25 protein-coding genes and 1 tRNA gene are annotated in these 26,004 nt (G+C 75.6%); 14 read left to right on the plus strand and 12 right to left on the minus strand.

The genetic code is table 11. From position 1 onward, the window contains the following. The first annotated feature begins 30 nt into the window (after positions 1-30). Positions 31-669, plus strand: a complete 639-nt coding sequence (locus GTR02_RS01990; protein WP_166605801.1) for a hypothetical protein — start codon at positions 31-33, stop codon at positions 667-669. On the opposite strand, the gene GTR02_RS01995 is transcribed toward GTR02_RS01990, so the two are convergent. From GTR02_RS01995 to GTR02_RS02020, 6 genes are all read right to left on the minus strand, one after another. Next, entirely contained in the window at positions 656-1,792 is a 1,137-nt protein-coding gene (locus tag GTR02_RS01995) for a bifunctional RNase H/acid phosphatase (protein ID WP_166605802.1), read from the minus strand. The genes GTR02_RS01990 and GTR02_RS01995 overlap by 14 nt on opposite strands. Then, positions 1,789-2,532 carry a CT398-like coiled coil hairpin domain-containing protein gene (locus GTR02_RS02000; protein ID WP_166605803.1) on the minus strand — a complete coding sequence of 248 codons (744 nt, stop codon included), beginning with the start codon at positions 2,530-2,532 and terminating at the stop codon, positions 1,789-1,791. Before GTR02_RS02000 ends, GTR02_RS01995 begins: the two co-directional genes overlap by 4 nt. An 8-nt stretch (positions 2,533-2,540) precedes the next feature. Then, on the minus strand, positions 2,541-3,443 hold the full coding sequence (locus GTR02_RS02005) for a Nif3-like dinuclear metal center hexameric protein (protein WP_166605804.1): 903 nt from the start codon (positions 3,441-3,443) through the stop codon (positions 2,541-2,543). A gap of 52 nt (positions 3,444-3,495) precedes the next feature. Next, positions 3,496-3,571, minus strand: a tRNA-Val gene (locus GTR02_RS02010). A gap of 37 nt (positions 3,572-3,608) precedes the next feature. After that, positions 3,609-4,079: a redoxin domain-containing protein gene (locus GTR02_RS02015; protein ID WP_205708457.1), complete on the minus strand. Its 471-nt coding sequence runs from the start codon at positions 4,077-4,079 to the stop codon at positions 3,609-3,611. A gap of 11 nt (positions 4,080-4,090) precedes the next feature. Then, entirely contained in the window at positions 4,091-4,519 is a 429-nt protein-coding gene (locus GTR02_RS02020; RefSeq protein ID WP_166605805.1) for a DUF3052 family protein, read from the minus strand. 229 nt (positions 4,520-4,748) lie between these two features. Between GTR02_RS02020 and fdhD the strand changes: the two genes are divergently transcribed. Beyond that, on the plus strand, positions 4,749-5,654 hold the full coding sequence (gene fdhD / locus GTR02_RS02025; protein ID WP_166605806.1) for a formate dehydrogenase accessory sulfurtransferase FdhD: 906 nt from the start codon (positions 4,749-4,751) through the stop codon (positions 5,652-5,654). Positions 5,655-5,759: 105 nt separating this feature from the next. Continuing rightward, on the plus strand, positions 5,760-8,516 hold the full coding sequence (gene aceE, locus GTR02_RS02030) for a pyruvate dehydrogenase (acetyl-transferring), homodimeric type (protein ID WP_166605807.1): 2,757 nt from the start codon (positions 5,760-5,762) through the stop codon (positions 8,514-8,516). A 91-nt stretch (positions 8,517-8,607) separates the two neighbouring features. Here aceE and GTR02_RS02035 read toward each other — a convergent pair whose 3' ends face one another. Further along, a complete protein-coding gene (locus GTR02_RS02035) occupies positions 8,608-9,285 on the minus strand; it encodes a hypothetical protein (RefSeq protein WP_205708458.1) in 678 nt (225 codons plus the stop codon). 266 nt (positions 9,286-9,551) lie between these two features. On the opposite strand from GTR02_RS02035, the gene GTR02_RS02040 reads away from it, so the two are divergent. The 5 genes from GTR02_RS02040 (at position 9,552) to GTR02_RS02060 (ending at position 14,686) form a co-directional block, all read left to right on the plus strand. Then, complete coding sequence (locus GTR02_RS02040; protein WP_338073517.1) at positions 9,552-10,787, plus strand: PucR family transcriptional regulator; 1,236 nt, start codon at positions 9,552-9,554, stop codon at positions 10,785-10,787. Between the two features lie 143 nt (positions 10,788-10,930). Continuing rightward, the gene (locus GTR02_RS02045; protein WP_166605808.1) at positions 10,931-11,896 is read left to right on the plus strand and encodes an acyltransferase domain-containing protein; all 966 of its coding nucleotides are present in this window, start codon (positions 10,931-10,933) and stop codon (positions 11,894-11,896) included. Next, a complete protein-coding gene (locus tag GTR02_RS02050) occupies positions 11,893-12,969 on the plus strand; it encodes a beta-ketoacyl-ACP synthase 3 (protein WP_166605809.1) in 1,077 nt (358 codons plus the stop codon). Before GTR02_RS02045 ends, GTR02_RS02050 begins: the two co-directional genes overlap by 4 nt. 93 nt (positions 12,970-13,062) lie before the next feature. Continuing rightward, positions 13,063-13,308 carry an acyl carrier protein gene (locus GTR02_RS02055; protein ID WP_166605810.1) on the plus strand — a complete coding sequence of 82 codons (246 nt, stop codon included), beginning with the start codon at positions 13,063-13,065 and terminating at the stop codon, positions 13,306-13,308. A 127-nt stretch (positions 13,309-13,435) separates the two neighbouring features. Beyond that, on the plus strand, positions 13,436-14,686 hold the full coding sequence (locus tag GTR02_RS02060) for a beta-ketoacyl-[acyl-carrier-protein] synthase family protein (protein WP_166605811.1): 1,251 nt from the start codon (positions 13,436-13,438) through the stop codon (positions 14,684-14,686). Positions 14,687-14,770: 84 nt separating this feature from the next. Here GTR02_RS02060 and GTR02_RS02065 read toward each other — a convergent pair whose 3' ends face one another. Continuing rightward, positions 14,771-15,283 carry a DUF3145 domain-containing protein gene (locus GTR02_RS02065; RefSeq protein WP_166605812.1) on the minus strand — a complete coding sequence of 171 codons (513 nt, stop codon included), beginning with the start codon at positions 15,281-15,283 and terminating at the stop codon, positions 14,771-14,773. 269 nt (positions 15,284-15,552) lie between these two features. Here GTR02_RS02065 and GTR02_RS02070 point away from each other — a divergent pair, with 269 nt between their 5' ends. The 4 genes from GTR02_RS02070 (at position 15,553) to GTR02_RS02085 (ending at position 18,712) form a co-directional block, all read left to right on the plus strand. After that, positions 15,553-15,966, plus strand: a complete 414-nt coding sequence (locus GTR02_RS02070; protein ID WP_166605813.1) for a hypothetical protein — start codon at positions 15,553-15,555, stop codon at positions 15,964-15,966. Positions 15,967-16,069: 103 nt separating this feature from the next. Then, a complete protein-coding gene (locus GTR02_RS02075) occupies positions 16,070-16,714 on the plus strand; it encodes a hypothetical protein (RefSeq protein ID WP_205708459.1) in 645 nt (214 codons plus the stop codon). Between the two features lie 156 nt (positions 16,715-16,870). Next, positions 16,871-17,710, plus strand: a complete 840-nt coding sequence (locus tag GTR02_RS02080) for an aldo/keto reductase (RefSeq protein WP_166605814.1) — start codon at positions 16,871-16,873, stop codon at positions 17,708-17,710. 159 nt (positions 17,711-17,869) lie between these two features. Then, positions 17,870-18,712 (plus strand): hypothetical protein, encoded by an 843-nt coding sequence (locus tag GTR02_RS02085; protein WP_166605815.1) that lies wholly within the window; start codon positions 17,870-17,872, stop codon positions 18,710-18,712. A 79-nt stretch (positions 18,713-18,791) separates the two neighbouring features. On the opposite strand, the gene efeB is transcribed toward GTR02_RS02085, so the two are convergent. From efeB to efeU, 3 genes are all read right to left on the minus strand, one after another. Next, complete coding sequence (efeB, locus tag GTR02_RS02090) at positions 18,792-20,054, minus strand: iron uptake transporter deferrochelatase/peroxidase subunit (protein WP_166605816.1); 1,263 nt, start codon at positions 20,052-20,054, stop codon at positions 18,792-18,794. A gap of 47 nt (positions 20,055-20,101) precedes the next feature. After that, the gene (efeO, locus tag GTR02_RS02095; RefSeq protein ID WP_166605817.1) at positions 20,102-21,268 is read right to left on the minus strand and encodes an iron uptake system protein EfeO; all 1,167 of its coding nucleotides are present in this window, start codon (positions 21,266-21,268) and stop codon (positions 20,102-20,104) included. Between the two features lie 69 nt (positions 21,269-21,337). Then, on the minus strand, positions 21,338-22,180 hold the full coding sequence (gene efeU / locus GTR02_RS02100) for an iron uptake transporter permease EfeU (RefSeq protein WP_166605818.1): 843 nt from the start codon (positions 22,178-22,180) through the stop codon (positions 21,338-21,340). Between the two features lie 201 nt (positions 22,181-22,381). On the opposite strand from efeU, the gene ilvA reads away from it, so the two are divergent. Continuing rightward, the gene (gene ilvA, locus GTR02_RS02105) at positions 22,382-23,707 is read left to right on the plus strand and encodes a threonine ammonia-lyase IlvA (RefSeq protein WP_166605819.1); all 1,326 of its coding nucleotides are present in this window, start codon (positions 22,382-22,384) and stop codon (positions 23,705-23,707) included. A gap of 21 nt (positions 23,708-23,728) precedes the next feature. Here ilvA and GTR02_RS02110 read toward each other — a convergent pair whose 3' ends face one another. Beyond that, on the minus strand, positions 23,729-24,409 hold the full coding sequence (locus tag GTR02_RS02110) for a methyltransferase (protein WP_205708460.1): 681 nt from the start codon (positions 24,407-24,409) through the stop codon (positions 23,729-23,731). Between the two features lie 228 nt (positions 24,410-24,637). On the opposite strand from GTR02_RS02110, the gene GTR02_RS02115 reads away from it, so the two are divergent. Continuing rightward, positions 24,638-25,990 carry a cation:dicarboxylate symporter family transporter gene (locus GTR02_RS02115; protein ID WP_205708461.1) on the plus strand — a complete coding sequence of 451 codons (1,353 nt, stop codon included), beginning with the start codon at positions 24,638-24,640 and terminating at the stop codon, positions 25,988-25,990. Positions 25,991-26,004: the final 14 nt, after the last annotated feature.

Here is a 26,004-nt window from a genome sequence, read left to right on the forward strand (position 1 = left end):
TCGCCGGCCGCCCGTCCTACGCTGCCCCGCGTGCTCGTCTGGCTGAACGGTCCCCGCGGCGTGGGCGCCTCCGCCGCCGCCCGGGCGCTGCGGGCCGCCGTGCCCGGCACGCGCACGCTCGACCCCGGCGGCGTCGGGAGCGACCTGCGGCGCCTCACCGGACGCCTGCCGACCCGACGCCTGCCCACGTCACGGCTGCCCTCGCTCGACCTGCCCGCGGGCGGCCCGCTGACGGCGCGCCTTGAGGACGTCCGGGCCCGGCCGGCCTGGCGGACCGCGACCGCCGGGGCCTGGGTCGCGGCGTGCCTGGCGGCCCACGCGGCCCCGCCCCGGCGGACCGACCGCGTCGTCGCGGTCCCCGTCCCGCTGCTGGACACCGCCACCCTGGACACCGTGCTCGACGCCCTGCGCGAGCGCGGGCTCGACGTCCTGCACGTCACGCTGCACGCGTCCGGCCCGGAGCTGGCGCGGCGCATCACGCGCGAGGGCGGCGACCCCGCCGCGCGCACACGGCGGCTGTCCCGGCTCGCGGGCTACGAGCGGGTCGCGGCCGCGCTCGCCGGGTACGGGCCCGTGGTGATCACGGACCGGCGCACGCCCGGGGAGGTCGCGGCCGTGGTGGCGGGCCTCGTCGCCCGCCGCCGCGAGGAGCGCCTCACACCCGGTTGACGGCCAGCACCTCCGCGGAGCCGTCGGCCCACAGCCGCACCAGGGTGCGCGACCCCGGGTCGACGTGGATGGCGCGGTGCACGCTGGACGGCGCGCCGAGGCACCCGCGCAGCAGCGCCCGCAGCGGGTCGCCGTGGCTGACGAGCACGACCCGCCGCCCGGCCCACCGCGCGACGAGCCGTTCGCGGGCCACGGCCACGCGCCGCTCGACCGTGCGCAGGGACTCCCCGCCCGGCGGGGCGACGTCGGCGGAGTCGGCCCACGCCGCGTACTCCGCCGGCCAGCGGCGCACCACGTCGGCGGCGCGGGAACCGTCCCACTCGCCGAAGTCGGTCTCGTCCCACTGCGGGTCGACGAGGAGCTCCGCCCCCACCGCGCGCGCGATGACCTCCGCGGTCTCCCGCGAGCGCCGCAGCGAGGAGGTGACGACGACGTCGGCCCCCACCACCTCGGCGCAGGCCGCCGCCGCGGCCGCCTCGGCACGGCCCCCGGCGGTGAGCTCGGGGTCGCCGCCGTGCCGGCCCGAGATGCGGCGCTCCTCGGTGTGCGCGGTGGACCCGTGCCGGACCATCACGAGGACGAGCGGCTGCCCGCGGTCCGGGGCGGCCGCGGGGGCCTTGCGGGTCGCCGCCGCTTCCCCCTGCGTCGCAGCCGGTGTCGCGGCGGGCGTGGTCGTCCGCTGCCACTCCCGGCCGGCCGCCGCCGCGTCCATGGCCTCGTTGGCGAGGCGGTCGGCGTGGGAGTTCTGGGCGCGCGGGATCCACCCGAACGTCGCGCGGCCCGCCGGCAGCAGCGCCCGCGCCTCGCTCGCGAGGCGCCGCATGTCCTCGTGCTTGACCTGCCAGCGCCCCGACATCTGCTCCACGACGAGCTTGGAGTCCATCCGGACGTCGAGCGTCGCGTCCGGGTCGATGCTCAGCGCCGCCCGGACCCCGGCGAGCATCCCGCGGTACTCCGCGACGTTGTTGGTCGCGCGCCCGATGGACTCGGCGACCTCGGCGAGGACCTCGCCCGTCGCGGCGTCGCGCACGACGGCGCCGTACCCGGCCGGGCCGGGGTTGCCGCGCGAGCCGCCGTCGGCCTCGACGCGCAGGTGCCGCCCGGTGCCGGGGGCGGGACTCACAGCCCGGACTCGTCGGTGCGGACGAGGATCCTCCCGCACTCCTCGTGCAGCACGACCTCCTCCGGCGCCGTCGAGCGCAGGTCGGAGACGTCCGAGGACGACAGCTCGAACATGCAGCCCAGGCAGCGGCGCGCGCGCAGCAGCGCCGCACCCACGCCCCCGGTGCGCGCGCGGACCTTCTCGTACAGCTGCACCAGGGGCACGTCGATGCCCATCGCGACGGCCTGGCGGCGCGCCAGCGCGGCGCGCTCCTCGTCGGCGACCGCCGTCAGAGCCTCGTCGCGGCGCGCGGTGACGGCCTCGACGGCGGCGGCGAGCTCCGCCTCGCGGGCGGCGACCTCCGCGGCGGCCGCCTGCGCCTGCTCGAGGCGCTCCATGACCTCCAGCTCGTCGTCCTCCAGCACGCCCTGCCGCCGGGCGAGGGACTCGAGCTCGTGCTGCAGGCCCTGCAGGTCCTTGGCGCTGCCCGCGCCCGACTCGAGCCGCTTCGTGTTGCGCGCCACCCGGTCCCGCACCTGCTGGACGTCGGCCTCGGCCTTCGCGACGAGCCGCTCGACGTCGCCGACCACGGTGCGGGCCGCGACGCCGGTGTCACCGACGGTGCGCTGCTCGGCGAGCAGCGCGTCCAGCTCCTTCTGCTCGGGCAGCGTCGCCCGCCGGTGCGCCAGCTGCGCCAGGCGGGTGTCGACGGCCTGCAGGTCCAGCAGCTTCTGCTGGTCGATCGCCGGGGCCTTGGGCACGCGAGCGGTCACTCTCCTCGGCTGGGGACGCGCAGCGTCCAGGGATCGGTGCGCGTGGTGGACACGTGGGCCCCAACCGTACGGCCGCGCGCGGCCAGGTCCGCCACCAGCCGGTCGGCGCAGCCGGCCAGCCACGGCCACTCGCTGGCCCAGTGCGCGACGTCGACGAGGTGGGGGCGGCCGTCGCCCGGGCCTCCCGCCGCCGTCTCCCGCGCCTCCGACGCCGGGTGGTGCCGCAGGTCCGCCGTGACGTAGACGTCGGCGCCGCTCGCGCGGACCGCGTCGAACAGGCTGTCGCCGGAGCCGCCGCACACCGCGACGCGCCGCACGAGCGCGTCGAGGTCCCCCGCGACCCGCACGCCCTGCTCGGTGGCGGGCAGCACCTCGGCGACGCGGTCGGCGAAGTCGCCCAGGCGGACCGGCTCGGCGAGGTCGCCGACGCGGCCGATGCCGAGCTCGGGGTGGTCCGGGTGCTCCGCCAGGGGCTCCAGCGGCACGAGGTCGTGCAGGTCGAGGATCCGCGCGAGCGCGTCCGAGACGCCGGGGCTGGCCGCGTCGGCGTTGGTGTGGGCGACGTAGAGGGCGCAGCCGGCGGCCAGGAGGCGGTGCACGACGCGGCCCTTGGGCGTCGTGGCCGCCACCGACGTCACGGGGCGCAGGAAGAGGGGGTGGTGCACGAGCAGGAGGTCCGCCCCCCGCGCCAGCGCCTCGTCGACGACCTCCTCGACGGGGTCCACGGCCAGCAGCACCGTCCGGACGACGGTCTCCGGGTCCCCGGCGACCAGGCCCACGGCGTCCCACGGCTGCGCCCACGCCGGCGGGTGCCGCGCCTGCAGCGCGTCGACGACCTCACCGAGGGTGGGCGCGCCGGACGGTGCGGCGGTGGGCGGGGCGTCAGCGGTCCTCGACACGGAGCAGCACCCTAGGGCGAGCGGGACGGTCGGCGGGACCGGTCGGTCGTGCTGGTGGGCCCGGCCGGGCTCGAACCGACGACGGCCGCGGTGTAAGCGCGGTGCTCTACCAACTGAGCTACGGGCCCGGACCGGCGCTGGCGCGGGGCCGGCCCACCGTACGCCTCAGGTGTGCACGGGCGGGCCGGGACGACCAGGTGGCAGGGCGTCCAGCGCAGCGAGGTGGTCCGCGAGCGAGCGGGCCCGGCTGTGCGGGTGCCGCAGCGTCCAGCGCACGGCCCCATAGGCGTCGACGAGGACCGAGAGGCGCTGCGCCACCCCGAGCTCCGCGTCGAAGGCCCCGAGTGCGCGCGCCGCGGCCCCGTGCGGCCAGAAGTCGGAGAGCAGCGGGAAGGGGTAGCCGCCGGCCTCCGACCAGGCCCGCAGGGCCGGCACGGGGTCGCAGGACAGGGCGGCCAGCTGGACGCCCGCGTCGTCGAAGGCGTCGACGGCCGAGGCCAGTCCGCCGAGCTCTGCGGAGCAGTGCGTGGAGAAGGCCGCCGGCACCAGCACGAGGAGCGCGGGCCCCTGCGCCCACAGCTCCCCGAGCCGGACGGCGGACCCGTGCTGGTCGCGGAGGACGGTGTCCGCGGGCACCGCGGTGGAGGTCAGCGGCGGTCGCTCTTGGGCGTCGTCATGCGGGTGCCGGCCCAGTTGCCCGAGGCGCTGACGCTGCTCGTCGCGTGGAGGCCCGCCGTGGGGGCCGCCTCGTCGATCTCGCCGGGGGGCACGTGGCCCGGGCGCCCCTTCTTGGGGGTCAGCAGCCAGACGATGCCACCGTCGCCGAGGTTGGTCACCGTGTCCACGAGGGCGTCGACGAGGTCGCCGTCACCGTCGCGGAACCAGCAGATGACCACGTCGGCCACCTCGTCGGCGTCCTCGTCGAGCAGCTCGCTGCCGACGGTGTCCTCGACGGCCCGGCGGAAGTCGTCGTCGACGCCTTCGTCCCAGCCGAGCTCCTGGACGAGCTGGCCGGGCTTGAAGCCCAGCTTGGCCACTGCTGCCTGGTCGGCGGCAGGGTCCGCGGTCGCGCTCACCTGCTGTCCTACCTCTCCCTCAGGCCCCACCCGCAGGGGGACCACGACGGGCACCGACGGGTCGCGCCGATGCCTCTGGACCACCTAGTCCAGCGGAGAACCCCCCCGGCGCGCAAGGCGTGGCCCGTCCCGGCGCGGGGGCGACGGCGGCCGTGGCCCCCCGGGGAGGGTCGCCGAGAGAGCGTGCGCTCGCGTGGCGCGGGGCGCCCGGCGTGGCAACCTGACCCCTGTGGGACGGGTCACGACGCGCACGCGCACCGAACGGCTGGACGCCGCGGCGGGCACCCGCACGGCCCGTCCGGACACGCTGGCGGTCGAGGAACCGCTCCAGATCACCGTTTCGGGCGAGCCGCTGACGGTCACGATGCGCACGCCCGGCGACGACTTCGACCTCGTCCTGGGGTTCCTGCACGCCGAGGGGCTCGTCGCGGGCGCCGACGACGTCACCGCGATGCGGCACTGCACGGACGTCGGCGAGGACGGGCAGCCGACGTTCAACGTGGTGGAGGTCACGCCGCGGCCGGGCAGCCGGCTGGTCACCGACCGGGTCGCCCGGCCCTTCACGACGACCTCGGCGTGCGGCGTCTGCGGCACCGCGAGCGTCGACGACGTCCTCGACCGCACGGTCCACCCCCTCGACGACGACGACGTCGTGGTGGACCTGGAGCTGCTGACGTCGCTGCCCGCGGCGCTGCGGGCCGCGCAGCCGGCCTTCGACCGCACGGGTGGGCTGCACGCCGCGGGCCTGTTCACCGCCGACGGGCGGCTGGTGTGCCTGCGGGAGGACGTGGGGCGGCACAACGCCGTCGACAAGGTCGTCGGGTGGGCGCTGCGGTCGGGCCGCGTCCCGCTGCGCTCGCACGTCCTGCTGGTCAGCGGCCGGGCCAGCTTCGAGCTGGTGCAGAAGGCGGCCGTGGCCGGGGTGCCCGTGCTCGCCGCGGTGTCCGCGCCGTCCTCGCTGGCCGTCTCGCTGGCCCGCGGGACGGGCATGACCCTCGTCGGCTTCCTGCGCCCCCCCACCGCGAACGTCTACACGGGCGGTCACCGCGTGCGGCTCGAGGCCGGCGCGGCAGCGGCGGGGACCGCCTCCCCGGGCGCGGTGGCGGGCGGCGCCGGAGCCCGACCCGGAGCCTGACCCTGACCGGGAGGACCTGGATCGTGCCGGGAGGCGGAGGACGCCTAACCTGTGGGGGTGCCCGCTGACCGCGGGCCCCTCTACTCCAGCGGGAGGACCACCACCGTGGCCAGACGCGACGACGCGGGGAACGGCCCCGCCGGCAAGGGCCCCATCCTCAACGGCCTGCCCTCGCAGCTTCCCGACATCGACCCCGAGGAGACCGCCGAGTGGCTGGCCTCCCTCGACGGGGTCGTCGACGAGCGCGGCAAGCTGCGCGCGCGCTACCTCATGCTCCAACTGCTGCAGCGGGCCCGTGAGCAGCAGGTCGGCGTCCCGAGCCTGATGGCGACGGACTACATCAACACCATCGGCCCCGAGTCCGAGCCCTGGTTCCCGGGCGACGAGGAGGTCGAGCGCCGCTACCGCGCCTGGATCCGCTGGAACGCGGCCGTCATGGTGCACCGCGCGCAGCGGCCGGGCATCGGCGTGGGCGGCCACATCTCCACGTACGCGTCGTCCGCGACGCTGTACGAGGTCGGCTTCAACCACTTCTTCCGCGGCAAGGACCACGCGGGCGGCGGCGACCAGGTCTTCATCCAGGGCCACGCCTCCCCCGGCGTCTACGCGCGCGCCTTCCTCGAGGGCCGGCTGTCGGCCGAGCAGCTCGACGGGTTCCGCCAGGAGGTCTCCGCGGCCCCGAACGGGCTGTCGTCCTACCCGCACCCGCGGCTCATGCCGGACTTCTGGGAGTTCCCGACCGTCTCGATGGGCCTCGGCCCGGCGAACGCGATCTACCAGGCGCAGTTCAACAAGTACCTGCACCACCGCGGCTTCAAGGACACCTCGCAGCAGCACGTGTGGGCGTACCTGGGCGACGGCGAGATGGACGAGCCGGAGTCGCGCGGGTTCGCGCAGCTGGCGGCCTACGAGGAGCTCGACAACCTCACCTTCGTCGTCAACTGCAACCTGCAGCGCCTCGACGGCCCCGTGCGGGGCAACGGCAAGATCGTGCAGGAGCTCGAGGCGTTCTTCCGCGGGGCCGGCTGGAACGTCATCAAGGTCCTGTGGGGCCGCGAGTGGGACACGCTGCTCGCCGCCGACCACCAGGGCGCGCTGGTCAACCTCATGAACGCGACGCCCGACGGTGACTACCAGACGTTCAAGGCGGAGAACGGCGCCTACGTCCGGGAGAACTTCTTCGGCCGCGACGAGCGCACCGCCAAGATCGTCGCAAGCATGTCCGACGACGAGATCTGGAGCCTCAAGCGCGGCGGCCACGACTACCGCAAGGTGTTCGCGGCCTACCAGGCGGCCATGAACCACACGGGCCAGCCGACGGTGATCCTGGCCAAGACCATCAAGGGGTACGGCCTCGGGCCGCACTTCGCGGGCCGCAACGCGACCCACCAGATGAAGAAGCTGACGCTGGAGGACCTCAAGCTCCTGCGCGACTCGCTGCGGATCCCCCTCACCGACGAGCAGCTCGAGAAGGACCCCTACGCGCCGCCCTACTACCACCCGGGTGACGACGACGAGGCGATCCAGTACCTGCGCAAGCGCCGCGCCGACCTCGGCGGGCCCGTGCCGCAGCGCCGCGTGCAGCACGCGCCGCTGCACCTGCCCGGCGACGACAGCTACAAGATCGCCGCGAAGGGATCGGGCAAGCAGGAGATCGCCACCACGATGGCGTTCGTCCGGCTGCTGAAGGACCTCATGCGGGACAAGGAGTTCGGCCAGCGCGTCGTGCCGATCATCCCGGACGAGGCCCGCACCTTCGGCATGGACTCGCTGTTCCCGACGATCAAGATCTACAACCCGCACGGGCAGCAGTACACCTCCGTCGACCGCGAGCTGATGCTGGCCTACAAGGAGTCGGCGCAGGGGCAGATCCTGCACGTCGGGATCAACGAGGGCGGCGCCATCGCGGCGTTCACGGCCGCGGGTTCCTCCTACGCCACGCACGGCGAGCCGATGGTGCCCGTCTACGTCTTCTACTCGATGTTCGGGTTCCAGCGCACGGGCGACAACCTGTGGGCGGCGGCCGACACCATGTCGCGCGGCTTCCTCATCGGGGCCACGGCCGGGCGCACCACGCTGACGGGCGAGGGCCTGCAGCACGGTGACGGCCACTCGCTGCTGCTCGCGTCGACGAACCCCGCGGTCGTGGCCTACGACCCGGCGTACGCGTACGAGATCGGCCACATCGTCAAGGACGGGCTGCGCCGGATGTACGGCGACGACCCCGAGAACGTCATGTACTACCTGACGGTCTACAACGAGCCGATGGTCCACCCGGCCGAGCCGGCGGACGTCGACGTCGAGGGCATCGTCCGCGGCCTGCACCGCGTCAGCGCGGGCGAGGGCGACGGCCCCCGCACGCAGCTGCTCGCGTCGGGCGTGGGGGTCCCGTGGGCGCTGGAGGCCCAGCAGCTGCTGAGGGACGACTTCGGCGTCGTCGCCGACGTGTGGTCGGTGACGAGCTGGAACGAGCTGCGCCGCGACGGGCTGGCGTGCGACGAGCACGCGTTCCTCAACCCGGGCGACGAGTCGCAGGTCCCCTACGTCACGCGGAAGCTCGAGGACGCGCCCGGCCCGGTCGTGGCCGTCAGCGACTGGATGCGCGCCGTGCCCGACCAGATCGCGCAGTGGGTGCCGGGCGAGTTCGCCTCCCTCGGCGCCGACGGGTTCGGCCTGTCGGACACGCGGGCGGCGGCCCGCCGCCACTTCCACATCGACGGCCCCTCCGTCGCGGTGCGGGCGCTGGAGATGCTCGCCAAGCGCGGCGAGGTCGACTGGCGCGCACCGGGCCAGGCCATCGAGAAGTACCGGCTGCACGACGTCCGCGCCGGCACGACCGGCAACGCGGGCGGCGAGAGCTGACCGGCTGAGCACGAGGGAGGGCCCCGCACCGTCCGGTGCGGGGCCCTTCCTCGTGAGGTGCACCCGTCGCCGGGTCCCCTCGGCCGTGCCGCTAGTGCCGCGCCTTGTCCGCGCGGGAGATGGCCTCCTCCAGCTCGGCCCGCAGCGGCGCGACCCGGCCCTGGTCGGGGTGCTCCGCGAGCGCCTTGAGGTGGCGGCGCGCTTCACCGAGGCGACCCGAGTCGATGGCGGCGGCGACGAGGTGCCGGCCGGCCTCCACGTCGTGCTCGCGCGGACGCCAGTGCCCGACCCCGAGGCCGAGCGCGTCGTTCGGCATGCCGGCCTCGCGCAGGATCGCGAGCGCCTCGGCCAGCGCGCGGCCCGAGGCGTCGCGCTCGGCGGCGATGCCGAGGCGGCGCAGCGCCCCCTCGCGGTCGTCGGTCAGGGACAGCCGCCCGAGCTCGAGCAGGGGCCGCCAGGCCCGCGGGCTCTGCGCCAGCTCCTCGGCCAGCGCCCACACGGCGTTGTCCGCCGCGCGCCGGGCCTCGTCGCTCGTGGGCGCCGTCGCGTCGTGCCCCTCGGCCGCCCGCGTGCGGACGGTCTCGGCCAGCGTCGCGAACGCGCGCTCGTCGTTGGGGTCCTCGCGCAGCGTCTCGCGCAGCGCGGCCTCCCCGGCGATGCCGGCGGCCTCGGGGCGCCGGCGGCGGCGCCGGACGGCCGCGCGGCGCGGCGCGGGATCGGTCGTGTCGGGCGCGGGGCTTCCCCGGCGCCAGCGGTCGAGCAGTCCCATGCGTCCCCTTCCGTGGCGTCCCCGTCGGCTGCGCACAGCGCCTCCCCGCAGCCCTCCGGCTCCCCCGGCTGGGGGTCGGCCGGTGGTGCCGGCCGGTCCGGGTGGACGGTCGGCGGTCGGAGCTCCCCCGGTGGTCGTGACGGCGTGTGCGGTGGGACACCGCGCGCTCGAACCCTAGCCCAGGGCGATCAGCCCGGCCCGTCCTCGCGCAGGTGGGCCTCGCGCGCGCGGCGACGCCGGTGACCCCGCGTGCATAGGCTCCCGAGGTGCCCACCGTCCCCACCGAGCTGTCCGCGGCCACGGTCCGCCGGCTCGAGGCGGCCGCGGGGACCTTCGCCTCGGCCATCGCGGCGCGGATGGACGAGCTGCCCTGGTACGCGGGCCTGCCGCCCGACGAGCGCTCGTGGGTCGGCCTGGTCGCGCAGGCCGGCTACACCGACTTCCTGCGCTGGCTCGGGGACCCGGACCCGGCGGGCCTCGCGGACAAGAACGTGTTCGGGACGGTCCCTCGGGAGCTGACCCGCTCGGTGACGCTGCAGCAGACCGTCGAGCTCGTCCGCACCGCGATCACGGTGGTGGAGGAGGGCGTCGACGCCGTCGTCGGCGACGGGGCGCCGGCCGAGCGGCCGCGCGTGCGGGAGTCGCTGCTGCGCTACTCCCGCGAGGTCGCCTTCGCCGCGGCGGCCGTCTACGCGCGCGCCGCCGAGTCGCGCGGCGCGTGGGACGCGCGGCTGGAGGCCCTGGTCGTGGACGCCGTGCTGCGCGGCGACGGCGAGGAGACCATCGCCTCCCGCGCCTCGGCGCTGGGCTGGCGCCTGGACACCCCGACGGCCGTCGTCATGGGCACCTCCAGCGACGACGCCCCCGCGGGCGTGGTCCCGCGCGTGCGCAAGGTGGTCCGGGCGGCGGGCGGCGAGGCCCTGGTCGGCGTGCAGGGCGAGCGGCTCGTCGTCGTCCTGTCCGGCCTGACCGACGTCCTCGCGACGGCCGAGCTGCTCGCGACGACCGAGTTCGGGGAGGGCCCGGTCGTCGTCGGCCCCACGGTCGCGTCGCTGCCGGTCGCGGCCCGCTCGGCCCGGGCCGCCCTCGCGGGCGTGGTCGCCTGCCGCGCGTGGCCCCGCGCGCCGCGCCCGGTGCTCGCCGACGACCTGCTGCCGGAGCGGGCGCTGTCGGGCGACGCGACCGCGCGCCGGGCGCTCGTGGACCGCGCCTACCGGCCGCTGGAGGAGGCGGGCGGGGCGCTGCTGGAGACGCTGACGGCCTACCTGGAGCACGGCGGCTCGCTCGAGGCGTGCGCGCGCTCCCTGTTCGTCCACGCCAACACCGTGCGGTACCGGCTGCGGCGGGTCGGGGACGTGTGCGGCTGGACGCCCTCGTCGCCGCGGGAGCGGTTCGTGCTGCAGACGGCGCTCGCGCTGGGCCGGTTGTCGCAGGTCCCGGCGCCGGCGGCGCCGCGCGGGCCCCTGGGCGGGCGGCCGTCGACGGCCGACGACGACGGCTGACGCTGCGCCCACGCACCCTGACGCAGCGTGCCGACGCGCCGGGCCGTCCACCGCGCGCCTTGGAGGATCCCTACAACGCGCGCCGCCGAAGTCGGTGAGCGTCGTGACCAGGGCGGGCCCGGCCGGCACGAGAAGGTGGGACGGTGCTCGTTCTCGTCTTCCCCGGTCAGGGCTCGCAGACCCCCGGCTTCCTCGCCCCGTGGCTCGAGCTGCCGGGCGTCGCCGACCGGCTGCGCTGGGCCTCGGCCGTGGTCGGCGACGACCTGCTCGCCCACGGCACGGTGTCCGACGCCGACACGCTGCGCGACACCGCGGTGGCCCAGCCCCTCATCGTCGCGGCCGGGCTCCTCGGTCTGCGCGAGCTGCTGGCGTCCCCGGCCGAGGTCGCGGGCGCCGCGGGCGCCGTCGCGGGGCACTCCGTCGGGGAGCTGACGGCCGCCGCCGCGGTCGGAGCCCTGACGCCCGAGCAGGCGCTGGTCCTCGTGCGCGAGCGCGGCCGGGCGATGGCCACGGCCGCGGCCGCCACCCCGACCGGCATGAGCGCGGTGCTGGGCGGCGACCCGGACGAGGTCGCGGCCGCACTGGCGGCCCACGGGCTCACGGCCGCCAACGCCAACGGCGGCGGGCAGGTCGTCGCCGCTGGCACCGTGGAGGCGCTCGCCGCGCTCGCGGCCGCACCGCCCGCGAAGGCGCGCGTCGTCCCCCTGCAGGTCGCGGGGGCCTTCCACACCACGCACATGCAGCCGGCCGTCGGGACGCTCGAGGCCCTGGCCGCGGGCCTGGAACCCGGGACGGCCGCCGTGCCGCTGGCCGCGAACGCCGACGGGGAGCTCGTGAGCGACGGCGCCGAGGTCCTGCGCCGCCTCGTGGCCCAGGTCAGCCGCCCCGTGCGCTGGGACCTGTGCCAGGAGGCCTTCGCCCGGCTCGGGGTCACCGGGCTGGTCGAGGTCCCGCCGGCGGGTACCTTGACCAACCTGGCCAAGCGTTCGCTCAAGGGGGTGGACGTCCTGGCGCTGAAGACCCCAGACGACCTCGAGAGGGCCCGCACGATGATCGCCGAGCACGGCGGCGTCGTGCGGACCACGACACCAGTGGAGGTGGGCCGGTGAGCCCCCGGCTGAGCACCGCACCGCACCGGGAGGCCCGGATCCTCGGCGTGGGGGCGCACCGCCCCCCGCGCATCATCGACAACGCCGAGGTGTGCACCTGGATCGACTCCTCCGACGAGTGGATCCGCCAGCGCACCGGGATCGCCACGCGCCGCTGGGCGGCGCCCGACGTCAGCGTCGTCGACATGTCCGAGGACGCCTCCGCCAAGGCCCTGGCCGCCGCGGGGCTGACGGGGGGCGACGTCGACGCCGTCGTCGTCGCGACCGTCTCGCACCCCTACCAGACCCCCGCGGCCGCGGCCGTCCTCGCGCACCGCCTCGGCGCGACGCCCGCGGCGGCCTTCGACGTCTCGGCCGGCTGCGCCGGGTTCTGCCACGGCGTCGCCGTGGGCAGCGACCTGGTGCGCGGCGGCACCGCCGAGCACGTCCTCGTCGTGGGGGTGGACAAGCTCTCGGACTTCACCGACAAGCACGACCGCTCCACGGCGTTCCTCTTCGCCGACGGCGCGGGCGCCGTCGTCCTCGGGCCCTCGCAGGAGGTCGGCATCGCCCCGACCGTCTGGGGCTCCGACGGCGGGCAGGCCGACGTCATCCGCTCCAAGTTCTCGTGGCTCGACGTGCGGCAGGGCCGCTCGCCCCAGCGGCTCGTGCCCGACGAGGCCGCGGTGCTCGCCGCCGCCGAGCCGGCGGGCGACCTCGCGGTCCCCGACGACACCTGGCCCTACCTCGAGCAGGCCGGCCAGACCGTGTTCCGCTGGGCCGTGTGGCAGATGGCGCCGGTCGCCCAGCGCGCCCTGGACGCCGCCGGCGTCGCCGCGTCCGACCTCGACGTGTTCGTCGCCCACCAGGCGAACGGCCGGATCATCGACGCCATGGTCAAGCAGCTCAAGCTGCCCGACTCCGTGCACGTGGCCCGCGACATCGTCGACATGGGCAACACCTCGGCGGCCTCGGTGCCGCTGGCCATGGAGCGGGCGATGGCCGACGGCGACGCGCCGTCGGGCGGGCTGGCCCTGCTCATCGGCTACGGCGCCGGGCTGTCGTACGCGGCGCAGGTCGTCCGGCTGCCGTGAGCCGCACCCCCAAGACCCCTGGGACGCAGCACCGGCGCCCCAGGCCGACGTGGCGGTCCGATCCCCGGGCGCCCACCACCGAAGGAGCACCGCATGGCCAGTGAGCAGGAGATCCTGAGCGGCCTCGCCGAGATCGTCAACGAGGAGACCGGCCTGCCCACCGACAGCGTGCAGGCCGACAAGTCGTTCACCGACGACCTCGACATCGACTCGCTGTCGATGATGACCATCGTCGTCAACGCCGAGGAGAAGTTCTCCGTCCGCATCCCGGACGAGGACGTCAAGAACCTCCGCACCGTGGGCGACGCCGTCGCCTACATCTCCCAGGCCCAGGGCTGAGACCCGCCGTCGCCGGCCCGGCCCCGCACGGGCCGGCCGGCGGCGCCGCCGCACGCGGCACCTCAGCCCGGGGGACCTCCGTCGGGGGACCCCCCCAGCCGCACCGTTCGAGAAGGAGTTGACCGACATGACCGCGACCGCTCGCCGCGTCGTCGTCACCGGGCTCGGAATGACGACGCCGCTGGGCGGCGACGTCCGTTCGTCCTGGGCAGCCGCCCTCGCCGGCACCTCCGGCGCGGCTCCCATCACCGACGCGTGGATCGACGACACGGAACTGCCGATCACCTTCGCCGCCCAGGCCGCGGTCAAGGCCGCGGACGTCCTGACCCGCCAGGAGACCAAGCGGCTCGACCCCTCGGCCCAGTTCTCCGTCATCGCCGCGCGCGAGGCCTGGAAGGACGCGGGCGCCCCCGAGGTCGACAAGGTCCGGCTGGGCTCGGTCGTGGGCACGGGCATCGGGGGGATCTGGACCCTGCTGACCGCCTACGACACGCTGCGCACGCGCGGTGCACGCCGCGTGCTGCCGCTGACCGTGCCGATGCTCATGGCCAACAGCTCCACGGCCGCCGTCAGCCTCGAGTTCGGCGCCGGCGCCGGGGCGCACACGCCCGTCAGCGCCTGCGCGTCGGGCGCCGAGGCCATCGCCTACGGCCTGGAGATGATCCGCTCGGGCCGGGCCGACATCGTCATCGCCGGAGGCACCGAGGCCGCGATCCACCCGCTGCCCATCGCCTCCTTCGCGGCGATGCACGCGATGTCCACGCGCAACGAGGACCCCGAGCGCGCCTCGCGGCCCTTCGACACCCAGCGCGACGGCTTCGTGCTCGGCGAGGGCGCGGGCATGCTCGTCCTCGAGGCGGAGGAGCACGCCGTGGCGCGCGGCGCCCGCATCCACGCGGAGCTGATGGGCGCGGGCCTCTCGGCCGACGCGCACCACATCGCCGCACCCGAGCCCGCAGGTCTCGGCGTGAGCCGCGCCATCGGCGACGCGCTGCGCGCCGCGGACATCTCGGCCGCGGACGTCGTGCACCTCAACGCGCACGCGACGTCGACGCCCGTGGGCGACATCGCCGAGGACCACGGCCTGCGGCTGGCCCTGGGCGACGACCTCGAGCACATCGCCGTCTCGGCCACGAAGTCGATGACGGGCCACCTGCTGGGGGCGGCCGGCGCCGTCGAGAGCATCTTCACGATCCTCGCGCTGCGCGACCGGCTGGCGCCGCCCACGATCAACGTCGACGACATCGACCCGGACATCTCGGTGGACGTCGTCCGCAAGGACCCGCGGCCGCTGCCGGCCGAGGGCCGCCTCGTCGGGCTGAACAACGCGTTCGGCTTCGGCGGGCACAACTCGAGCCTCGTCTTCCGCTCGGTCTGAGGTTCCCCGGGCCGGTCCGGCCCGCACGCACGATGGCCCGCAGGGACTCCCTGCGGGCCGTCGCGCGTCGGGGTGAGGCCCGGCTCAGCCGACCTGGTGCAGCCAGCGCACGGGGGTGTCGTCGCCGGCGTGGCGGAACGCCTCGAGCTCGGAGTCCCAGGGCTCCCCGACGGCCAGGGCGAGCGCGCGCCGCGCCGACGCCGGGTCGGCGGCGGGCCCGGACAGGAGGTCCAGGGCGGCGCGCACGCGGTCCTCCGGGACCTGGGCGTTGCCGTGCACGTCCGTCACGGTGTGGAAGATGCCGAGGGCCGGTGTGTGGCTCCAGCGACCGCCGTCGCAGCCGGGGCTGGGTTCCTCGGTCACCTCGAAGCGCAGGTGCGCCCAGCCGCGCAGCGCGGAGGCGATGAGGGCGCCCGTCCCCTGCGGCGCCTGCCACGAGTACTCGGCCCGCAGGCAGCCCGGAGCGATCGGCTGGCTCGTCCAGTCGAAGGACGGGCGCACGCCGAGGACACCACCGGCGGCCCACTCGATGTGCGGAGTGAGCGCTCGTGGTGCGGAGTGCACGAAGAGCACGCCGCGAGTCGTCGCACCGGACATGCCGTTCTCCTCTGCGTCGGTGTGAGGGACGTCTTCCCCAACGACCTCGCACCCCAGCGGAGCGACAAGCGGTGACCAGATGACTACTCGGCGTGCTTTCCGTTCTCCGCCATCATGCCTCACCGACCCCGCAGCGCACCACCTCCACCACACGCTCTCCACCGCACGGGCGCAGGCGGGCCCGGAGCCCCTCAGGTGCGGGCCCGGGGCTGCCGATGGGAGGGCACCGGGCGACGTCCGGCACACCGGCGAGGAGAGGCGAGGCGACCGTGACCGACCTGCAGCCGGCCACCCGCGTGGGGGAGATCTCCGAGGTCATCCGGCCCGCCGCGATCGTCCCCGAGGACGCCGCCCGCCGCGTGCTGGTCGAGCTCGCGCTCCGCGACGTGCAGAACGGGGGCGTCTGGGAGGCGACACCGAGCGTCTGGGGACGCTACGACCGGCCGTGGAACGGCCCGGACAACGACGCGGGCGCCGAGCTGATCGGCCGCATCCACGTCGCCTACGGCACCCCGACGAAGTACGAGATCACGGTCTACCGCGTCTCGGTGACCCTGTTCGGCAGCCAGCTCGGCTGGAGCGTGGAGTCGCTGTGCGACGAGGCCCTGGGCCACGGCGGCCTGCGGCTGGCGGACTGCCCCCGCGCCGTGCTCGCCGCGCCCCCCGCGCCCTACCGGCACTGACGCCCTCCCCGCGGACGCTCCACCACCTGCGGACGCCCCACCACCTGCGGACGCCCCACCACCTGCGGGCGCCGGGGCCCCGGCGCAGTGGGACGATCGGGACGTGAGCGACCAGCCGCCCGCGCGGCGCCACCACCGGCCGGCCCTGCCCGGTGACGACGCGATCCTCGCCATGGCGGGCGGGATCGACCCGCAGGCCCGCGAGGAGGCCGCCCACGCGGCCGCGTCCGCGCTGGTGCACGGGGCGCGCTCCGCCGCCGACGCGGAGGTCACGCGCCGCGTCGTGCGCCTCGCGCAGGACGAGGGGCTCGAGGTCATCGCCGAGCTGTGGTCCGACGCCCCCGCCGACTCCCTCGCCGGGGCCCTGTGGCGGCTGTACGTCCTGCGCACCTGGGTGCAGCGCGCGCCCCGCTCGGTCGCCGACCAGTTCGCGGAGGGCCGGCGCCACGCGCCGGTCATGGAGGTCGTGGCCGGTGTGGCGGACCCGCCGGGGCCCGCCGAGGTCGCCGCCGTCCTGGACGCCGTGCTGACCGGGGTGGCCGAGGGCGACTTCGCCGTCACGCTCGAGCGCGCCGCGGCCTTCTGCCGGGTCGTGGCCATCGGCCGCGCGCACCACGCCGACGACCCCCGCGTCGCCGACGCCGAGGACGACGCCTCGGGGCTCACGCGCTCCGCCGCGCGCCTGCTGCGCACCGCCGAGCAGCTCGAGTCGGCCGGGCGGCGCTGGCGCGACGGCGAGCTCGGCTGACTCAGCCCTGGCGGGTCGTGGCCCGCTCGTTACACTGGTGGAGGCGTCGGGCCGCGGTAGCCCCGGGTCCCAACTGAAGCCGCTACGAGCGGCGATGCGCCGTGAGGCGCTTCCCGGCCCGACGCCACCCGTCCCCGATGAGGAGCGTCTTCCCCCATGACCGCTGCGGTCCCCCAGATCACCCTGAACAACGGCGTCACCGTGCCCCAGCTGGGCTTCGGCGTCTGGCAGGTCGGCGACGACGAGGTCACGCCCGCCGTCGCCACCGCGCTCGAGGCCGGCTACCGGCACATCGACACCGCCGCCATCTACGGCAACGAGAAGGGCGTGGGCGCGGCGATCGCCCAGTCCGGGCTGGCGCGCGAGGAGCTGTTCGTCACCACCAAGCTGTGGAACGCCGAGCAGGGCTTCGACTCGACGCTGCGCGCCTTCGACGAGAGCCTCGGCAAGCTGGGCCTGGACACGGTGGACCTGTACCTCATCCACTGGCCCGTGCCCGCCAAGGACGCCTACGTCGACACCTGGAAGGCGTTCGAGCGCCTGTACGCGGAGGGTCGCGTCCGCGCCATCGGCGTCTCCAACTTCGAGCCGCACCACCTCAACCGGCTCCTCGCGGGGACCGACGTGGTGCCCGCGGTGAACCAGATCGAGCTGCACCCGTTCCTGCAGCAGGTCGCGCTGCGCGAGGAGCTCGCGCGCCACCAGGTCGTCACCGAGGCCTACAGCCCCCTGTCGTCGGGCAAGGGCGTCATCGACGACCCGACCATCCGGGCGATCGCGGCGGCCCACGGCAAGACGCCCGCCCAGGTCACGCTGCGCTGGCACATCGAGATCGGCAACCTCGTCATCCCGAAGTCGGTGACGCCCGAGCGCATCCGGGAGAACATCGACCTCTTCGACTTCGAGCTCACCGAGGACGACCGGGCGCAGGTCTCGGGCCTCGAGCGCGACGGCCGGGTCGGCGCGCACCCCGACACCATGAACATGGGCGCCTGAGCTCCCACGTCCGCCACGACGGCGCCGTCCCCGGCCGGGGGCGGCGCCGTCGTGCGTCCGGGCCGGGCGGCCTCCCGACCGCCCCGCCGGGCGACTGACCCCAGGTGCTCACGGAGCGTCGGTTGCCCTCACCGCCCGTGCGGTGACACGGTCGTCGTCGTGATCGCACCTCCTCCCGCCCGGCGCCTGCCCGCCGCCGCGGCCGTCGCCCTCGCGGCGCTCCTGACCGCCTGCGGGTCCGGCACCGCCACGGACCCGGCCGCGGAGGCCACCCCGACGGGCAGCAGCTCCTCGAGCAGCGCACCCGCCGCCGGCACCCCCGCCACGAGCTCGCCCGCGGCCTCCAGCGCCGACGGCACGCCGGACGCCCCCGCGGAGGGCGAGGGGACGGGCGGCGGGACGGGGTGCGCGCCGAACGCCTCGGCCGCACCGGCGGGCGCCGCGACGGCGGAGACGGGCGACGTCGACCTCGACGGCGCCCCGGACACCGTGTGGCTGGCCGACACCCCCGACCGGACCCTCGGCATCACCACGGCCTCGGGCGCGACGTTCTCCACGACGTTCACGAGCGCGGCCCCGCAGGCCGCCTCCGCACTGGGCCAGAAGCTGCAGCCCGCGGGCCCCGCGGTGGTGCTGCTGGACACCGGCCGCTCCGTCGCCCTCTACGCCGTCGTCGACTGCGCGCTCGTGGCCACGCAGAACGCGCAGGGCGAGCAGTACACGTTCGACCTCGGGTTCACCGGCTTCGGGACCGGCGTCGGCTGCGTCGCGGGCGGCGACGAGGAGGACCTCCAGCTCGCGGGCCTGGACGCCGAGGACACGGGCGGCGGGGCCTTCCGCGTCACCCGGACCGCCGTCGAGCTGACCGACTCCGGGCGCCGCGCGGCCAACGGTCCGACGACCGTCGTCGGCGAGGGTCTCGGCGCGGACGACCCCCGGGTGGAGAACGCGCGCACGGTCGGCTGCGGGAACCAGACGACGGGCGCCGTCGAACCCCGGTGACCGGCGCCGACTGGAGGTCCTCGACGCTCGCGCCGAGCGCGACCGCGCGCGCCTGCCCGGCCCCAGCCGAGGAGCGGCCTCAGCTGAACAGGCCGTCGCCCCAGCTGCCGCGGGCGTCCACGCCGGGCGGGCACGCGAACACCGCGCTGCCGACGTGCTTGACGTACTCGGTCATCGCGTCGTGGGCGCCGAGGCGGCGCTGCACCGCGACGAACTGCGACTCGGGGTCGTTCTGGAAGGCGATGAAGAACAGGCCCGCGTCCAGCTGACCCGTGACGGGGTCCAGGCCGTCGGTGTAGTTGTACCCGCGGCGCAGCATCTTGGCGCCACCGTTGGTCTCCGGCGCCGCGAGGCGCACGTGCGCGGCGACGTCGATGACGGGTTCGCCGTCGGGGGACGTGCGGTCGAGCTGCAGCGGGTCGAACTCGCGGCTGCCGGTGAGCGGGGCGCCCGTCCGCTTGGTCCGGCCGATCACCCGCTCCTGCTCGCCGAGGGTCGCGCGGTCCCAGCTCTCGACCAGCATCCGGATGCGCCGAGCGACGAGGTAGGTGCCGTCGCGCATCCACTCCTGGTCCACCGCAGGCGCTCCGGGGCCGCCGACGAACACGGCGGCGTCGAGGTCGCGGCCGTCCTCGGCCCGGACGTTGGCAGTGCCGTCCTTGAAGCCGAACAGGTTGCGGGGCGTGGGCTGCCCGGCGGCGGTCGAGGCGGCCCGGCCGAAGCCGAGCTGCATCCACCGCACCGCGACGACGCCGCGGCCGATCCTCAGGAGGTTGCGGACGGCGTGGAAGGCGACCTGGGGGTCGTCGGCGCAGGCCTGCAGGCACAGGTCGCCCCCGCAGCGCGTGGGGTCGAGCTGCTCGCCCGGCAGCGGCGGCAGCTCCTGCAGCGCGGCGGGTCGCTTGTCCTGCAGGCCGAAGCGCCCGTCGAACAGCGACGGGCCGTACCCCAGGGTCACGGTCAGGTTCGAGGCCGGGAGCTCGTAGGCCTCGCCGGTGTCCGTCGGCGGTTCGTCGGGGTCGACACCGATGCCGTCGGCGCCCCCGACGTGCGCGCCGCCCGTCATCGCGCGGGTCGCCTCCGTCCAGCGCGCCAGGACGTCGGCGAGCGCCGAGGCGTCCTTCGTCGTCACGTCGACGGCCGCGAAGACCAGCTGGTCCTGCGCGGGCGTGGTGATGCCGGCCTGCCGGGCGCCGTGGAAGGGCACCGTGCGGGCGGCGGCGCTCGCCGTGCTCTCGGGCGAGCGGCCCGCGAAGGCGACGCTGCCGGCTCCGATGCCGGCGGCGCCGACGACGGCCGCCCCCGTCAGCAGCCCCCGGCGCGTCGGGCGGATCCCGTCCACGGCTCCTCCTCCTGCTCGGGCGATCTCCTCGGGGCGGCGCGGCGTCGTCACTGCCCGGCGCCGCCGACGACCTTGCCGGCCACGGTGGACAGCGGCTCGGCGAGCGCGTCGACCCCGGTGGCGAGCTCGCGCACCTGCTCGGCGCTCAGCTCCGTGTAGGGCGCCCAGCTGTCCCCGCGACGGTACGGCTCGAGCCCGGTGGTCACGTCGTCGAAGCGCTGCGTGATGGTCGTGACCAGCTCGGGGTCGGTGACCTGGAGCGCGGGCGTCAGGAGGTCGAAGGCCTTGCGGGCGCCCTCGACGTTGGCCGCGAAGTCCAGCAGGTCCAGGTGCGAGTAGGCCTCCTCCTCGCCCGTGACCTTGCTGCTCGCGACCTCGTCCAGCAGCGCGCTGGCGCCGTTGGCGAGCTCGGCGGGCTGGAAGGTGACCTGCTGCGCGAGCGTCTGGAGCTGGGTGACGTCGGCGACGAGCTTCTGCGCGACGGGGGCCATGCCGGCCGTGCTGCCCTCGACCCACAGGGCCTGCTCGATGCGGTGGAAGCCCGACCACGTGGCCGGGTCCTCGACGTCGGCGATGCGCGCGTCGATGGCGGGGTCGAGGTCGCCGAAGCTCTCGGCCACCGGCTCGACCCGCTCGTAGGGCGCGCGCGCCGGCCCGTACAGCGCCTTGGCCCGCTCGACGTCGCCCGCCTCGACCGCGGCCGCGAAGGCCTGGGTCGCCGGGACCAGCTGGGCGATCTGCTCCTTCACGTACGTCTGGTAACCCGTCGTGGCCGCCGTGAACAGCGGGTCGGTCGTGGCCGCGGCGGTGGCCGCGGCACCCGTGACCGTGAACGGCGTCAGCTCGGTGGCCGCGTTGGGGCACTGGATGCTGTAGTCGCCCGGCTCCACCTTCAGGGAGAAGCTCGCCTTCAGGCCCGGCGTGAGGTTCTCGCGCTCGCCGAGGATGCGCCCGCCGGCGTTGACCAGCTCGGCCTCCGTCACCGCCGAGGCGTCCTCGTTGGTGACGTTGAAGGTGGTCGACCCGGCCGAGACGCTGTCCGGCTCGGCCGTGCACCGGTCGTCGGAGATCGTCACGGTGACGACGGAGCCCTCCGCGGCGGAGCCCTCGGCCTGCGCCCCGCCGCCGCACGCGGCGAGCAGGAGCAGCGGACCGGCCGCGGCGAGGGCCACGAGCGGGCGGCTGGTGCGCGGGGACTGCGGACTGCGGGACACGGGAACGCCTTTCGGGAGGACGGTGCCGCCGGGCGGCGGCACCAGGAGCGGTCGGACGAGACGGTGGGATCAGGCGGAGACGGGCTGCGGGGACCGCTGGCCGACGCGGCGGCCCGAGCGCGGCCACAGCACGACGACGAGCATGGGCACCGCGTAGACGACCCAGGCGAGCACCTCTGCGAGCGTCGGCCGCGGCAGCCAGCCGAGGACGCCCTGCAGGACCGCGGCCCGGACCGTGCCGGGCTGCACCAGCGCGGAGAGGTCCAGCACCTGCTGCTGACCGGCCAGGAGCCAGCCGGCGCTGTGGGCCGTGTGGGCCGCGCCCATGACGATGCCGGCGGCGACGACGACGAGGAGGACCCCGGTGACGCGGAAGAGGCGGCTCAGGTTGATCTTCACGCCCCCGCGGTAGATGCCGTAGCCGAGCACGACCGCGACGAGGATGCCGAGGGCGGCGCCGATCGCGCCGGCGGCGTTGTCCGCCGAGTTCTGGAAGGTGGCCAGCAGGAACACCGACGTCTCCAGGCCCTCGCGCAGCACCGCGAGGAAGGCCATCGCGACGAGGGCCCAGGACGAGCCGCGGGCGAGCGCGGAACCCGCCGCCCGCTCCAGGTCGCCCTTCATGGACCGCGCGTGGCGCGTCATCCAGAAGATCATGTAGGTGACCATCGCGACGGCGACGAGGCCGACGACGGTCTCGAGCTGCTCCTGCTGCAGCTGAGGCAGGCCCTGCGAGTAGGACTGCAGCGCGAGGGCGGCGCCGGCGCACAGCACCACGGCGGCCAGCACGCCGATCCAGACCTGGCGCACGGCCCGGGCCTCGCCGCGCTGGCGCAGGAACGCCGCGACGATGCCGACGACGAGCGCCGCCTCGAGCCCCTCGCGGAGCCCGATGACGAAGGTGGCGAGCACGTGCGACCCCTTCCGCAGGACGCCGCACCAGGTGAGGTGAGGCTTGCCGAGGATAGGGCAGCCTTGCCGTCACCGGCACCCCCGCCCCCGGCCTGTGGTCGAGGTCACGACCCGCGTCGCGGCGGTGACGGACCGTCGCCGCCAAGCGGCGCGCCTCCCCCACCGTCGGCCCGCGCCGTCCCGCGGCGCGACCATGGGGTCATGACGACTGACGCCCGCGGTGGCCCGCCCGCCGCCCCCCTCCCCGGGACGACGGCGCCCGACGCGGGGGGCGCGGTGGACGCAGCCCTCGTCGAGGCTGCGGCGCGGCGTCTCGTCGGGGTCGTCGGGACCACGCCGCTGGAGCCGAGCGTCCGGCTCTCGGAGGCGACGGGGGCGCGGGTCTGGCTCAAGCGCGAGGACCTGCAGGTGGTCCGCTCCTACAAGGCCCGCGGCGCGTACAACCTCATCGCCCAGCTCGGCGCGGGCCCCCGGGCCCGCGGGGTCGTCTGCGCGAGCGCCGGCAACCACGGCCAGGGCGTCGCCTACGCGTGCGCGGCGCTGCGGGTGCCGGGGCGCGTGTACCTGCCCCGCACGACGCCCCGGCAGAAGCGCGACCGGATCGCCGACCTGGGCGGTGCGTTCGTCGAGACCGTCGTCGTGGGAGACACCTACGACGACGCGGCGACCGCGGCGACGGAGCACGCGAGCTCCTCGGGCGCGACGCTCGTGCCCGCCTTCGACGACCCCCGCACGGTCGCCGGGCAGGGCACCGTCGCGATCGAGGTCGTCGAGCAGGCCGTCGCCGCCCAGGGCGCCCCGCCCGACGTGCTCGTGGTCCCCGTCGGCGGCGGCGGCCTGCTCGCGGGGGTCCTCGCGTGGATGGGCGAGCGTCACCCCGGCGTCCGCGTCGTCGGGGTCGAGCCCGCGGGCGCCGCGTCGATGGCGGCGGCCGTAGCCGCGGGGCGGCCCGTCGCCCTGCCGCACCTGGACACGTTCGTCGACGGGGCCGCGGTGCGCCAGGTCGGGGCGTCGACCTACCCCGTCGTGGCCGCGCACCGCACCGAGCTCGTCACCGTGGAGGAGGGCCGGATCTGCCGCGAGATGCTCGCGATGTACCAGACCGACGGGATCATCGCCGAGCCCGCGGGCGCGCTCGCCACCGCCGCGCTCGCGGAGGCCGTCGACCTGGCCCCGGGGTCGAGCGTCGTGTGCGTCGTCTCGGGCGGGAACAACGACGTGTCCCGCTACGCCGAGATCGTCGAGCGCGCGCTCATCCACGAGGGCCGCAAGCACTACTTCCTCGTCGACTTCCCGCAGGAACCCGGGGCGCTGCGGCGGTTCCTCGACGAGGTCCTCGGCCCGGACGACGACATCACGCTGTTCGAGTACGTCAAGCGCAGCAACCGCGAGACCGGTCCGGCCCTGGTCGGGCTGGAGATCGCCCACCCCGGCGACCTGCCCGCGCTGCTCGCGCGGATGGGCGGCTCCCCCGCGAGCTTCGAGCGCGTCGCCGCCGGTGAGCCCCTGTTCCGCTACCTGCTCTGAGCCGGCCCGCAGCGCCGGTGCTCAGCGGCCCGGTGCGTCCTTGCGCAGCTCCCACCACCCGTAGCGCACGACGAGGGAGTACTCGTCGTGGCGCCAGGCCGGCAGGAACCGGTAGGACGCGGCCGACAGCCCGGCGGCCTCGACGGCCGCCCGCTGCGCGGCCTCGTCGTAGCAGTGCATGTCGACGCCCGGCAGGCCCTCGTCGGAGAAGGCCCGGCGGGTGTGGCCCGGCGCCTGGGCGGTGCGGTCCTCGACGACGCCCACCAGCAGCCGGGCCCCGGGCACGCACGCGTCCGCGAGGTGGCGCAGGGTCGCCGGGAGGTCGCGGCAGAACTCCAGGCACCCGACGGCGACGACCACGTCGAAGCGCTCCCACCCGCCCGGCAGCGGGTCGTGGAAGTCGTGCCGCTCGTAGTGGCCTCCCGGCCGCCCCTCCTCGGCCCGGGCGAGCATCTGCGGGGACAGGTCGATGCCCGTGACGGACACGTCGGGCGGGAGGTCGCGGGTCAGCTGCCCCGGTCCGCACCCGACGTCGAGCACCCGGCACTCGGGCGTCACGGTGCGCAGCAGGAAGTCGGCGACGAGCGGCCCGTAGTGCTCCAGCGAGCGCCACCCCGGCACGTAGTGCGGGGCGAAGTCGTCGTAGTAGAGCTCGATGGCCGCGCTCTCGGGCGGCGGTGCGCCGGGTCCTGGGGCGTGCACGGTCCGGTCGCTCCCGGGGGTCGGTGGTCGGCGTCGCGTCCATGGTCCCAGCCGGGCGGGGAGGGACGACACCGGAGGACCGGCCCGCCCGGGCGCGCGGTGAGTCGCCGACGGGGTTCCGCCTTCACAGCGCTGTGATGGTGACGTAACCGTCCGGAAACGGCGAGCCACCTGAATGGGAGGTGGACGCACCACCCGGTGCGCAGCCCGCACCCCGTGGAGGTACCCGTGCCGGTCACCGCTCCCACCGTGAACCTCCGCCACCCCGCCGCCCTCATCGGCGCCGGTGCGGTCGGGGGCGTCGTGTTCGGTCTCGTCGCCGGTGAGTGGGCGGCGAACCTCGAGGTCGTCGGCGACCTGTTCATCCGCCTGGTCCAGATGGCCATCGTCCCGCTCGTCATGACGTCGGTGATCGTGGCCACGGGGTCGATGGCCGGCGCGGGCACCGGGCGGCTCGCGTTCCGCACCTTCCGCTGGATGCTGAGCCTCTCCGTCGTCGCCGCCCTCGTCGCGTGGGCTCTCGGCCAGGCGATCCGGCCGGGTCAGGGCATGGTCTTCGCGGGGGAGCTCGACCCCGAGCTCGCGGAGTCGGCGGGACCGGCCGCGGGCTGGCAGGACACCGTCACGGCGTTCGTGACCACGAACATCTTCGACGCCATGTCCACCGCGACGATGGTGCCGATCATCGTGTTCTCGCTGCTGTTCGGCGTCGCGCTGAACGGCTACGTCGCCCGCACCGGCAACCGGATGGTCCTGGACCTGTTCGACCAGCTCCAGCAGGTCGTCCTCGGGCTGACCCGGCTCGTCATGCACGTGGCGCCGGTCGGCGTCTTCTGCCTCCTCGCGGCGCTGGCCGGCGACGTCGGGTTCCGCGTCGTGACCACGGCGCTCGCCTACCTCGGGACGACGCTGCTGGGCGTCGTCGTCCTCACGGTGCTGTTCGTCGCGATCGTCACCGTCCGGGCGCGGATCAACCCCGCCCGGCTCCCCCGCAAGCTCGCCGAGCAGACCGCGATCGCCGTCACCACGACCAGTTCCGCCGTGACGTTCCCGACCGTGCTGAAGAACACCGTCGAGAAGGTGGGCGTCAGCCGCCGCGTCGCGAACTTCACGCTGTCGGTGGGGCTGACCATGGGCAGCTACGGCGCGGTGCTGAACTACACGATCGTCGTCCTGTTCCTCGCCCAGGCCGGCGCGGTGGAGCTCAGCCCCGGTCAGATCGTCTTCGGCATGGCCCTCGCGATCCTGCTGAACATGGGCACGATCACCGTCCCCGGCGGCTTCCCCGTGGTCGCCATGTTCCTGGCCGCGTCCCTCGGGCTCCCGGTGCAGGCCGTCGGCCTGCTCATCGCGGTCGACTGGTTCACGGGCATCCTGCGGACCTTCCTCAACGTCAACGGGGACACGCTCGTCGCGGTCCTCGTCGCCAACGCCGAGGGCGAGCTCGACCGGGACGTCTACGACGGCCACCGCACGGTCAGCGTGGCCGCGTCGGACGACGTCAGCACCGAGGCCGTCACCGCGGGGGCCGTCGCGCCCGCAGGGGCGCTGGCCGGGAACGGTTCCCGGGCTCCCGAGTGAACGGTGGGTGGGGC

Source organism: Kineococcus siccus, from assembly GCF_009906795.1.
Taxonomy (GTDB): Bacteria; Actinomycetota; Actinomycetes; order Actinomycetales; family Kineococcaceae; genus Kineococcus; species Kineococcus siccus.

Bases quoted from the DNA above. Each gene is read 5' to 3' on its own strand.
- GTR02_RS02065 (WP_166605812.1), bottom strand. From the start codon at position 15,283: ATGTCCGGTGCGACGACTCGCGGCGTGCTCTTCGTGCACTCCGCACCA.
- GTR02_RS02060 (WP_166605811.1), top strand. From the start codon at position 13,436: ATGACCGCGACCGCTCGCCGCGTCGTCGTCACCGGGCTCGGAATGACG.
- GTR02_RS02080 (WP_166605814.1), top strand. From the start codon at position 16,871: ATGACCGCTGCGGTCCCCCAGATCACCCTGAACAACGGCGTCACCGTG.
- GTR02_RS02035 (WP_205708458.1), bottom strand. From the start codon at position 9,285: ATGGGACTGCTCGACCGCTGGCGCCGGGGAAGCCCCGCGCCCGACACG.
- GTR02_RS02055 (WP_166605810.1), top strand. From the start codon at position 13,063: ATGGCCAGTGAGCAGGAGATCCTGAGCGGCCTCGCCGAGATCGTCAAC.
- ilvA (WP_166605819.1), top strand. From the start codon at position 22,382: ATGACGACTGACGCCCGCGGTGGCCCGCCCGCCGCCCCCCTCCCCGGG.